The organism is Bacillus sp. RCC_6_1 (assembly GCF_041360755.1).
GTDB lineage: Bacteria > Bacillota > Bacilli > Bacillales > Bacillaceae_G > Bacillus_A > Bacillus_A cereus.
In genome coordinates, this window is record NZ_JBFUPV010000025.1 from 31178 (window position 1) to 41774 (window position 10597).

Consider the following 10597-nt stretch of genomic DNA (forward strand, 5'->3'; position numbering starts at 1 on the left):
TCTATTCAAATAACGCTTTTGTTTAGTTTTCTTCAACAAACCAAGATACAACATAGCCACACTTATCAGATACTTTTTTTGCTGAATTCTCTGCTCTTTTCTTGGACTTATACACTTTCGTATCAGACGTAACCTCTGAATCAGTTAGCGGAAATGTTTCTCCATACATTCGATATGTTTTACCTCTCCAATAACCATAGGATTCATGCACTTCACCTTTTGAATTATTACTTGATAGATAGATTACATATCCACTCATATTTTCGCCCTCTTTTTTTGTGAAATATCGCTTTTATTAAAGCGATATTTCACTTAAGATTCTTCTATAATCGTAGCGATCACATTATCCAACTCTTCCTTTGTCACTACATCCTCCGTATTATCGGCAATTTCTCTCAGCCTTTTAAGAATTTGCGCTCTTAATTCACTATTCATCTCAATATCTCCCTTTTTAATAAAATTCAAATTTGATAACATTCCAGGACTCCCTCATTCCAGAAAGTCCTGGGAATATAATTTATTTAACTTGAATCATCGGATTAGCTTCTCCACTTACTTGTGGTAACTTACCATCCCATTTTTCAATTTTTTTAATTTCTACAATTTCTGGAGTTAAAGACTTCTTAATAATCTCATTCGCTTCAGCTTTCCCTCTTGCTTCCTCAATAGCTTTCTCTGCATTAATTGTAGCTTGCTTTTTCTCAATCTCTGCTTTTTCAAGGTTTTGTTGAGCATCTACCACTCCTTGAATTGCTTTCGCTGTATTCGCGTCTGGTTTAGGTGCTTCTAACGTAACAGAATCTACTAAGAATCCAGTAGTATCTACCATTTTTCTAAATTCCTTTTCTATTGCTCCATTAATTTCCCCTTGATGTTGGAATACCTCTAGAACTGAATAGTTAGAGAAAACGTTTAATGTAGCTTTCTTAAGTCGAGTCTGTAACCAACCGTTCTCAATCACATCTGGAGCTTGTCCCTTGAACTTGTTATAAATCTTAGGAAGTTTCTCTGCATCATTCATGTAATCATAAGATAGACTCACTGTTAACGGCTTACCATCTTTGGTTTGTACGCTAAATTTATCCACTTTAACCGTTTCTGTTGAAATAGGATAAGCTGTTACACGTTTAAATGGCGAAACTAAGTGCCATCCTTGTCCTAAAGTCTCCTTTTCAATTCCTGTACTTCTGTTATAAACAACACCTGCATGTCCCTGATCAATCACCTTCACGCTCATTGCTGTTAAAATTCCACCTGTTAAAAGACTGAAACCTACTACTGCTGCACCTACGATTTTCTTTGTATTCATTTTATTTTTCCTCCTTGAACATGTTTTTAATTTTTAATACTACGTTTCCAATACACTCAAAAACTCCTAATTTACCTGCAACGACCCACGCCGCTGATATAAAAATCATTACTGCTATAAAACCAACAAATAGAGAATACATAGCGTTACTCCTTGTTTAATTAATATCCACTGACAAGACGATTAAAGTTTTCTTGATTTTTTTCTTTATAAACTTTCACAACGTCATCCCATGTAAAACCTGCAAATTCAATAATTTTGTAGAATAAATCCATCATCATTATTAAAGGTCTTTTCGCGCCAATAGAGTCCTTGTATTCGACTTTTCCAATAAGATGATTTACGTTCTTGTCCATATGGAAGAACGCTTTATTAAAACCGTTTATTTTAGTTTCTGTAATATAAATTGTTCGAAGCAGATTTTTGATTTTAAAGTCCATAGCAACCGATAACCAAAAATGCAAAATATCAACCATTTCTTCTAAAAATGTATCTTTAGGTTGCTCAAATTTTGTGGACCACATTTTAAAAGAATTTGTTGCATTCCAGGCTTCATTCACTTCATTTTTCAGCGCGTAAACCTTGTTATACAGCATGTCATAGCGAGCATAGTTTTCTTTATGCTTCGCTATAATATCCTTATCTAAAACCCTTTGCATTTGGAACAGTTCCGTTAAATCAATAAATCGATTTTTCATGTGATTTCTCTCCTACTCTTGAAATTTATTTATCTCAACGATTTCTTTTGTTAACCTTATCTGCTGATCTAAAAACAATCATAATTACCAATACACAGAATATTGAAACTATAGACTCCATGATTTAACCAGCCATATCCTCAGCAAAGAATAGAATCTCTAAATTTTCTACTGCAACCTCATACGTTTGATGTGAATTCATGATTTGTACAGTTGCTCTATCATCTATTACGTGTAAAACGCGAGATGCATACACATCATCAGTTACAACATCACCAGAGCGATACTCATTCGGCTTACGTCCCTTTTGAGCAAATACACGTCTTACACTTTCTTTGTTGATTTCTTCTACTGTTGCATATCTACATTTATTTGCATGATTGTAGCCCCAATCACCATGTATTGCTCCTTCACATCCCCACGATCCCCATAATTCCACTTTATTGTTAAATGTATCTTTAATCACTCGTTTCACTTGTGTAATAACTTTGTTATCCTTCAATTCGCATACAACCCATTGACCAGCAGCTACATTCTTTTCATCAATTTGTAAATTCATTCCCTATCTCTCCTTAATTCAAGATTTATGAATTCAAACTAATTTGCTATATAAGTTAACTTCCTGCGCTTCATTCTTTCTTCTCTTGATGGAATTACCATCTTAGACCACGGTGATGCTTTTTTTCCTTTACGCCCACGTTCTGATGCTGATAAAATTGGATAAGTTATCGCTTTTTCAATATCCCATTTCAATTTCTTAAAACGGTAATATGCCGTACTTCGTTTTAAACCATTCATTCTAGCTTGCTGTATTTGTTCATCTGTCAGTACACGATTATTTTTATTAAATTGATTTGCGCGTTTTAAGGATTCCTCTCGACTCATTGGAGGCTTAGTCATTGCATCTACTAAATTCCATCCTCTTTTTCTTCGATCCTCAAATGTGTTTCTAGAAATATTATTTTGTAAAGCGATTTCTTTTATCTTGTGCCATTCTGCTATTTTTTGAGGCTTTTTAGTAATGGCTACCTCTCTTTTCCACATCGCATCACGAATTCTATATTCTAAAGTTCTTCTACAAATCCCGTTCCTCTCTGCGATGTCATATTCTTCTGGAGTTATATAATAATCATATGGATTCCGCATGAGTATCTTCTCCTATTCAATTGTTAGTTAAGTTCTTGAATTTCTTTTAACGACCTATTCGAAACTTCAATACTACGAATCTTAAAACTATAATTCTTACGATATTTTTCACGGATTTTTAATGCAGCTTCTTCTTTCGTTTCAGCTTCACAAAATTCTAATTTGAATCCTGATTCTGTAACAATATCCACCATGTATGTGTCTATTAGTGGCTCATAAATAAAATCATGATCTATTGTGATTTGTTCAGTCATTTGATTCACCCTCTATCGGTGAAAGTGTAATAATCATTTGTTGATCTAAAACATTCCCTATCACAGCATTCATCCATAGATTAGGATTCATTTTTCTCATTAAAAATTCGATGACTATAATTAACTCTTCGATAGATAAGTAAACAAATTCACCTAAAGGTTCTTGATTGAACTTGCCACCTCGTTTTTCAATCGTTAGAGCTACTTCATTATCAATCACGTATCTTTTTGCAGTTACTAAATCAAATTGACGGACTTTCTCGCGGCCGAATCCTTTTATTAATTCCTTTAGCACGTCATAAATGACACGAAAATCTAACACTTTTACTTTCTGTTCAAGCTGCTCTCTACACTGCTTGCATAAAATCCTCTCCAAACCAGAAATATATATTTTACTCATATCAGACTCAGGAAAAGGATTTTCGCATTCGTAACATTCTTCTCCAATTACATCTTCAAATGGATTTAGCATGTAAATCGCTCCTATGATTTATATTTGTTTAGCACTTCTTGCAATCTCTCACGCTCTTCATCAATAGATTGCGAGTTTTGCTTTTCGATTTCTTTTTTAGTTGGCTCGAAATCTTCACGTAACCAATCTGGAACAATTTCTTTTCTATTTGAACGACCTGGTCCCGAACCATTCAATCGCTTGTTCTTACTCATTTCAAAGCGTCTATCTAATGCAGCAACATCATCTAATGTTTTTACTTTTTGCTTTTCCCAGCTTTTCAAAATGGCCTTAATGTAATTCCATTTTGGCTTGTTTTCATCAATAGCTTTGTGAGCAGCATGTTTAATTAATTCGCTACCAAACGAATCACAAAACTCTCCTAATTCCGTAATGGCAATTTCACTTAACGGAATTCCTTCACCTTTTAAAAAGTTATAACTGACTTTAAATTCTTCATCGACTAATACATGTGATTTCGATTCTTTATTATCATCATGATAATAATTAGTATTTTGTATATTAGTATTTAATTTATTAGTACTTAGTATATTAGTATTTAGTAGCAGTGGATTTTCCACCGGAGGATTTCCCACCGGAGGGATTTCCACCGGTGGATTCTCCACTGGTGGAAAATCCGCCAGTGGCTCCTCTTGTTGTGGAACTTCATGTATTACAGTTTCCCAACTAACAATTTTATTTTTATCATTTCTGATAGGATTACGTTTCACATATCCATATTCTTTCAATTCTTTCATACCGCTTTTTAAACTATCTATCCCATCTTTTGCGTGTGTAGCTAATTCTTCCCTATAAAACACCCAATCATCAGGAAGTGTGAGTATATAAGCTAAAATTCCTTTAGCTTTCCACGACAGCCTTTCATCCCTTAAACCGGTATTATTTATGACAGAATAATTTCTGTTTTTTTCTACTCTTATAATCCCCATAATACCTACCTCACAAATTCTTTAATCGGTGTTATAATTAACATGAAATGTTTTTCTTAGAGGACCCGTTGCAGCGGGTTCTTTTTTATGAATTCCGTCGAATATTATCGACAACTTCTTTTCTTCCTCCCACTTCTTCCAAACGATCTGCTACTTCTAAAACCTGTTTTCTTTCTTTAGAAGAATCATTTTTTATTTTCTTGAAGTACATAGCTGATAACTCCTTTGATATTTCTAAATCTCTGCTATTTTGCTTTTGATATAAATCGTGAAGTTCAACATAAGCAATTTTGTCGCCGTTTCTATTGGCTTGCTCCATTTGTTTATATAAAAGTTGTCGGTTTTGTATACATTCCTTACGCTCTTTTTCTAATTCTGATGCCATCATCAAATGTTCTGGAAGCACCCTGCTTTCGGTTCCCATTGTTTAAACGCTCCTTTTCTAAACGATCACTTTCATCAAACTTTCGTTCAATGAAAGTACCGCCTTTATAAACTCCATACGCAAGTACCGCTATCCCTAATCCAAAGATACAGACATTCGTTGTACTTTCTACTGTTATAATGTCCATTAGGCTAAAACAAACACCTTTTTAGACTCTATTTCTTGTGACAATGCTTCATTTAAGTACTCTTTAATGTTATTCATCGCTTCTAGCTTCCAAGCTCCACCATCGGCTTCAAACAAACCACAACGAGCACCTTCACGCATTCTGAATACAAACCTACTTTCTGGTTGTTCTACTTCTACAAATGTTCTATATGGCATTAACTCAACTGGGTTAGGAACTTTCGCCTGCCCTCTTGTAGCAGTTCCTGTTTTTACAGTTACAGCTTGCGATACACCATCATCTTCAATTCCTTTTACCATTTCATCTACAACATTTCCTATCACCTTTAAAATAATGCCACGATGATCATTTTCTACAAATCCTGACTGTAATGCGATATTAAGTTCTTCTCTGTCATAAAAACTATCAAAGTTAAAACGTGGAATAGATGCTTTCGCTTGGATATATGTACTTCTAGCCTTATCTCCATTAACTGCAGTAAAGCAACTTACCGTTGTTGGATTTTCAATATGAATCATTAAAGGCTCTGCAGTATCAAATTCTGATTTCACATAACTTACTAAACCAGATAAACTACGTACTACAACTTCCGCAGGTGTTGGCTCTTGCACAAGATGTAATCGTTGCGTGGAATATGTCTGTTCCCCGATTTTATGTGTTTCAATTGTTCCAATCTCTAATACCTTTTCAATTGCTTCTCTTGTCATAGTCATTTTTATTTCCCCTTTTCTTAATTAGATTTAGTTTTCAAATAATCGATTACTACTGTTTGCTTATCAGCAGCCTGATTTTGTTCTTTCTCTTCTACTTCTTCTACAGATTGTCCAACATCTGTTTTCACATCACCCTGTAGATCCATATAAAACTGTCCTTGAATTCCAGAAGCTAATTCTTGTCCAACTAAATTTCCGTTTTGGTCCATATCTAATAGAATCTTAGACTCTACCGCTTCTGTTGGTGCTAGTTTCGAAGTGGCTTGAACCTGACAATTCCATACATCACGCTTTTTATCACCAGCAAACGAAAGTGTTAAAACAATCTTTCTTGCTTTTTTAGGATCAGTATTTAAATCTGCCATATTTTCCATTACGCGCTCAAACTCTTGATGAAATCTTTCAGCAAGTGCTCCATCAGCAAATGTATTTAAATCAATCATGACTTCCATTACTTTTCTCACCTAAACCTTTCTTATTAAAATTCAACATCCACTTGAATATCGATGTTCATAGGTATTTCTTGCGTTACACGAATTGATTTTGGACTTACACCTTTTTGAATCAACTTTTTAACTTCTTCTTTTGCAGCTTCTTTTGTGTGAAATTCACTGATACCTGGAAAACCTGCGAAATTACTAGTAATCACTAAAATCTTTTGTTGCATGATTGCTCCTCCTACTGAACTTCCGCCATATTTATTTGTGCATTTGTAGCTGTAATTTCTTCTTCTAAAATGATTGGAAGTGAATATTCTTCATTAATGATTTGAATCGCTCTATCTAAATGATGACGTTTAATAGCTTTATAACTACTAATTCCGAACTCTCTATGTAATTGACTATAAATATCGCTATACACTTTTTTTCTAAGGCTAACATCCCTATAAGCATTAGATTCCTTACCACCTAATAGAAGAACACCTAACTTTCTTACAACCTTTGATACTTCATCACATTCGATAGCATATAAAGGGGCGTTTTCTTGTAAATCCTTCACATCTGATTTAATATCTTGAATTTCTTGTTTTTGACCTTCTAAAACATCAAATGTGAGTTTCAGAATACTCATCGGATCTTTAGGAAGTTGTTGCTGGTTTTGTATGTGTTGTTTCATTCGTTTAAACTCTTCAATAAACTTAATTTTCATTTGAACAGCTTCTTTTGTGTTGTAACTCATTGCAACTAGCGTGAAAGCTTCTTCTGTTAAGTTGTACTTAAGGTATTTTCGCCCACGCTCATTTTCATAATTTGACTCGTGAAAATTTACGAGTGAAAATTCAGGTCCCGCATATTCAATTTGTTTTCTAATATCTTTCAATACATTGTCATGTGTTTTTTCAAACATTTCAGCAATCATTAAACTATCTGTTACTACTTTTCCGTTGTTTTCAAATACTAATGCTTGTTCGTTTGCTGCTGTTAATTGATTCATGTTACTTTCCTCCTCTACAAACTCGGAATAATCTTAATTTTATTCGTATTACGATGTACCAAATGCAATTCATGATTTACTTTTTTAAAAATCAACCAATTATCGGGATTTAGATTGTATAATTTAATATGCATTTTTTCTTTTTTTGTTGGCTTTTTACCATTTTTCATTAATACTAACCTCCTTATAGTTCATCAAAATACTTATTAAGAAATTCTTTCATTTCCTTCGCTTTAAATAACCAACGATTATTTTTTTGTTTAGCAAAGATTTGTACTCTAGGATCACAAACAACATATTCCATTAACCAGTCATAACTTCTACTTGTTTCATATTGAAGTCTTTTCATATCCCACCAAGTACCAATTCCCATATCTCCTAAACGTTCATTAACTTGACGAGAAACTTCTTTTTGCAAGTAGTTATCATCGATAATGACTTGCACTGTTGCCGTCATTACTAGATCTCCTCACTTTCCAATATTCGATTTATTTTTTCTTTCACTTTTTTACCTTCTCTTTTACCGTGTAAAATATCAGAGAGATATGGACCAGAAACGTTAAGCATTTTTGCTAATTCTCCTTGCTTCATACCATTAACAAATAGCCACATTTTCACTTTCTTACCAAACCTTTTATCCATATCCACACCTCCTTCTATACATTTAGCTAATTTTTTAGCTTTCTATTGACTATTTCTATCCAATTAGATAAAATTGAAGCATAGCTAAATAAACCAAATTAAATTACCTTTTAAACGTTGAGGGACGTGCTATATAGGTTTAATTTGTAATGGTTTTGCGGCTAAATAATTAGCTTATGAACATAGTTTAATATCCGAACGGATAAAAGTCAACAACTTTTCTATCCATTCAGATAAAAAATGTTCTTAGCTTTATTAAGGGTGGCTCAAATGTCTACATTCAACATAATTAAAAGTCTTGCGGATAAGAAAGGAATATCGTTATCTGATTTAGCAAAACAACTAAACATGGGGGAAAATTCTCTATATAAGTGGAAAACACAAAAACCTGCTGTTGATAAGCTGCAGCTGGTAGCAGATTATTTTGATGTAAGTGTTGATTACCTATTAGGTAGAACTAACAAAGAGTACTGGGAACTTACAGAGAAAGATGAAAAAGATATACAAAAAAAGTTAGAAGAGTTAATAGAAGATATGAGTAAAGCTGATGCTCTTGCTTTTTCTAAAGACTCTGAACCTATGTCAGAGGAAACTAAACAATTATTAATTGTCTCATTAGAAAACTCTCTTAGATTAGGAAAACAAATGGCTAAAAAGAAATTTACACCAAAAAAATACAGAAACGAAGAGTGATTGGAGTGGATCTAGTTGGTTTCAAAACAACAAATCAATTTAAAAATAGACGAACTACTTAGACGATATAACACCAGAGATCCTTTCCTTATCGCTGAAGCAAAAGGTATAGTCGTTATCACAGAAGCCTTGGGGGATATTTACGGATACTACCACAAAGTGTCCCGTATCCCTTTTATACATATTAACGAACGACTTTCATATCAAAATCAAATCTTCACTTGTTTTCATGAATTAGGTCATGCTTTATTTCATCCAGATGAAAATACACCTAAATTATCCAAGGTGTCTCTTTGTTCTGAAATTCGTATAGAAGCTGAAGCAAACTATTTTGCAACGAGATTTCTTATCGATGGAAGTCATCATGATTACTACATACAAACAAAGCAAGAATTATTACAGCATTATGGAATCCCCAAACAAATGGATAGATTTATTTAAAATCTATTATATATTTTTACATGAAAACAGAACAAACATTCTCATTATATATAGAATGGAGTGATTAAAATGGCTAGTTTTAGAAAACGTAATGATAAATGGGAATATCGGATCAGGTATAAGGAAATGGGGAAATACAAAGAAACCTCCAAAGGTGGATTTAAAACAAAAAAAGAAGCTCAATTAGCTGCTGCTAAAATAGAAGAAAAATTAGTAAATGGGAGCAATATACAGGACGGTAAAATAACTTTTAATGAATATCTTTACGAATGGTTAAACGTCTTCAAAAAAGGAAATGTAGCTCCAAGAACTTACATGGTCTACGAAAAAAACATTAGACTTCACATCTTACCTGTGTTTGGAGAATTAAAGTTAAAAGATTTAACAAGAATTAAATATCAAAAATTTATAAATAACCTATTAGAAAAGTACAGTAAAAAAACGGTAGAAACAATTAATGTCACAATGCACCATGCGTTAGATACAGCTGTTAACGAACTTGGGATTTTAGAAAAAAACCCAACTACAAAAATTAAATTAAGAACAACTCGTGTTTCCTCAAAAAATGATGATATAAAATGCTACGATATAGATGAACTACATCAATTCTTAACTTACATCCTTAATGAGAAAGGAGGCTTTAAATACTATTCTTTATTCATGTTTCTATCTCGCACAGGTCTCCGCATTGGTGAATGCTTAGCCCTTCAATGGGAAGATATTGATTTTGAAGAACAAAAATTATTCATCAACAAAACATTAATCACTACCAAGAGAAATGAAAAAATCTTATTCGGTCCACCTAAAAATAGAAGCAGTAAACGAACTATCTCTTTAGATTCTTCTACCATATCTCATTTAAGAAAAATGAAAATAGAGCAAAATAAAAACACTTTGAAGAACGGTAAATATTATAAAGAGTATAATTTTGTATTTACACATGAAGATAATTCTTGTATGCTACACCCAGCAACCCTGAAATTCTTACAGCAAGCTTGTAAGAAAGGAAATTTAAAATACATTACCTTACACGGATTTAGACATACACATGCCGTTCACTTATTACAAAGTGGGGCAAACCTTAAATATGTTTCAGAACGTTTAGGGCATTCCTCTATAGACATGACTGCAAATGTGTATCTTCACATAACAAAATCTATAGAGGAAACTGCCGTAAACCAATATGACGAGTTTTTAAAATCTCGTGGGCAAATTGTGGGCAAGTAACTTTAACAATACGCTAAAGTCACTTGTCACGATAGGTTTCAAACTTAGGTTTATAGAACGAACGATT

Annotated in this window: 22 protein-coding genes; 3 read left to right on the forward strand and 19 right to left on the reverse strand. The window is 33.2% G+C overall.

Annotated features, from left to right (window positions below; translation table 11 throughout):
- Positions 1-22: 22 nt before the first annotated feature.
- The 19 genes from AB6801_RS30635 to AB6801_RS30725 all read right to left on the reverse strand — a co-directional run bounded on the left by AB6801_RS30635 (position 23) and on the right by AB6801_RS30725 (position 8169).
- A complete protein-coding gene (locus AB6801_RS30635) occupies positions 23-259 on the reverse strand; it encodes a hypothetical protein (protein WP_074625026.1) in 237 nt (78 codons plus the stop codon).
- A gap of 53 nt (positions 260-312) precedes the next feature.
- A complete protein-coding gene (locus AB6801_RS30640) occupies positions 313-477 on the reverse strand; it encodes a hypothetical protein (protein WP_370941387.1) in 165 nt (54 codons plus the stop codon).
- A gap of 40 nt (positions 478-517) precedes the next feature.
- Entirely contained in the window at positions 518-1309 is a 792-nt protein-coding gene (locus AB6801_RS30645) for a prohibitin family protein (RefSeq protein ID WP_050062567.1), read from the reverse strand.
- Between the two features lies 1 nt (position 1310).
- Positions 1311-1451: a hypothetical protein gene (locus tag AB6801_RS30650; RefSeq protein ID WP_172797014.1), complete on the reverse strand. Its 141-nt coding sequence runs from the start codon at positions 1449-1451 to the stop codon at positions 1311-1313.
- Positions 1452-1470: 19 nt separating this feature from the next.
- A complete protein-coding gene (locus AB6801_RS30655) occupies positions 1471-2007 on the reverse strand; it encodes a dUTP diphosphatase (protein ID WP_370941388.1) in 537 nt (178 codons plus the stop codon).
- Between the two features lie 124 nt (positions 2008-2131).
- Positions 2132-2566, reverse strand: coding sequence for a hypothetical protein (locus tag AB6801_RS30660; RefSeq protein WP_370941389.1), 435 nt, complete (start codon positions 2564-2566; stop codon positions 2132-2134).
- A 38-nt stretch (positions 2567-2604) separates the two neighbouring features.
- Positions 2605-3153 carry a hypothetical protein gene (locus AB6801_RS30665; RefSeq protein ID WP_086388094.1) on the reverse strand — a complete coding sequence of 183 codons (549 nt, stop codon included), beginning with the start codon at positions 3151-3153 and terminating at the stop codon, positions 2605-2607.
- Positions 3154-3176: 23 nt separating this feature from the next.
- Positions 3177-3407 (reverse strand): hypothetical protein, encoded by a 231-nt coding sequence (locus AB6801_RS30670; protein ID WP_000139235.1) that lies wholly within the window; start codon positions 3405-3407, stop codon positions 3177-3179.
- Entirely contained in the window at positions 3400-3879 is a 480-nt protein-coding gene (locus AB6801_RS30675; protein WP_370941390.1) for a hypothetical protein, read from the reverse strand. The genes AB6801_RS30670 and AB6801_RS30675 overlap by 8 nt, the downstream gene beginning before the upstream one ends.
- 11 nt (positions 3880-3890) lie before the next feature.
- Entirely contained in the window at positions 3891-4808 is a 918-nt protein-coding gene (locus tag AB6801_RS30680; RefSeq protein WP_370941391.1) for a DnaD domain protein, read from the reverse strand.
- A gap of 85 nt (positions 4809-4893) precedes the next feature.
- Positions 4894-5232, reverse strand: coding sequence for a hypothetical protein (locus tag AB6801_RS30685; protein WP_063675057.1), 339 nt, complete (start codon positions 5230-5232; stop codon positions 4894-4896).
- Positions 5165-5380 carry a hypothetical protein gene (locus AB6801_RS30690; protein WP_063675056.1) on the reverse strand — a complete coding sequence of 72 codons (216 nt, stop codon included), beginning with the start codon at positions 5378-5380 and terminating at the stop codon, positions 5165-5167. Before AB6801_RS30690 ends, AB6801_RS30685 begins: the two co-directional genes overlap by 68 nt.
- Positions 5380-6093, reverse strand: coding sequence for a hypothetical protein (locus tag AB6801_RS30695; protein ID WP_000178949.1), 714 nt, complete (start codon positions 6091-6093; stop codon positions 5380-5382). Before AB6801_RS30695 ends, AB6801_RS30690 begins: the two co-directional genes overlap by 1 nt.
- Positions 6094-6110: 17 nt before the next feature.
- Positions 6111-6545 (reverse strand): replication terminator protein, encoded by a 435-nt coding sequence (locus tag AB6801_RS30700; protein WP_370941392.1) that lies wholly within the window; start codon positions 6543-6545, stop codon positions 6111-6113.
- Positions 6546-6571: 26 nt separating this feature from the next.
- The gene (locus AB6801_RS30705; RefSeq protein ID WP_001186272.1) at positions 6572-6760 is read right to left on the reverse strand and encodes a hypothetical protein; all 189 of its coding nucleotides are present in this window, start codon (positions 6758-6760) and stop codon (positions 6572-6574) included.
- An 11-nt stretch (positions 6761-6771) separates the two neighbouring features.
- Positions 6772-7527 carry a Rha family transcriptional regulator gene (locus AB6801_RS30710; protein ID WP_370941393.1) on the reverse strand — a complete coding sequence of 252 codons (756 nt, stop codon included), beginning with the start codon at positions 7525-7527 and terminating at the stop codon, positions 6772-6774.
- A gap of 14 nt (positions 7528-7541) precedes the next feature.
- Positions 7542-7697 carry a DUF6906 family protein gene (locus AB6801_RS30715; RefSeq protein ID WP_000788387.1) on the reverse strand — a complete coding sequence of 52 codons (156 nt, stop codon included), beginning with the start codon at positions 7695-7697 and terminating at the stop codon, positions 7542-7544.
- 14 nt (positions 7698-7711) lie between these two features.
- The gene (locus AB6801_RS30720) at positions 7712-7984 is read right to left on the reverse strand and encodes a DUF771 domain-containing protein (RefSeq protein WP_000127563.1); all 273 of its coding nucleotides are present in this window, start codon (positions 7982-7984) and stop codon (positions 7712-7714) included.
- 2 nt (positions 7985-7986) lie between these two features.
- On the reverse strand, positions 7987-8169 hold the full coding sequence (locus tag AB6801_RS30725; protein WP_000361154.1) for a helix-turn-helix domain-containing protein: 183 nt from the start codon (positions 8167-8169) through the stop codon (positions 7987-7989).
- A gap of 270 nt (positions 8170-8439) precedes the next feature.
- On the opposite strand from AB6801_RS30725, the gene AB6801_RS30730 reads away from it, so the two are divergent.
- From AB6801_RS30730 to AB6801_RS30740, 3 genes are all read left to right on the forward strand, one after another.
- Positions 8440-8862 (forward strand): helix-turn-helix domain-containing protein, encoded by a 423-nt coding sequence (locus tag AB6801_RS30730; RefSeq protein ID WP_000102962.1) that lies wholly within the window; start codon positions 8440-8442, stop codon positions 8860-8862.
- A 15-nt stretch (positions 8863-8877) separates the two neighbouring features.
- Entirely contained in the window at positions 8878-9303 is a 426-nt protein-coding gene (locus AB6801_RS30735) for an ImmA/IrrE family metallo-endopeptidase (RefSeq protein ID WP_000253874.1), read from the forward strand.
- Positions 9304-9372: 69 nt separating this feature from the next.
- The gene (locus AB6801_RS30740) at positions 9373-10530 is read left to right on the forward strand and encodes a site-specific integrase (RefSeq protein WP_000135925.1); all 1158 of its coding nucleotides are present in this window, start codon (positions 9373-9375) and stop codon (positions 10528-10530) included.
- The last annotated feature ends 67 nt before the right edge of the window (positions 10531-10597 follow it).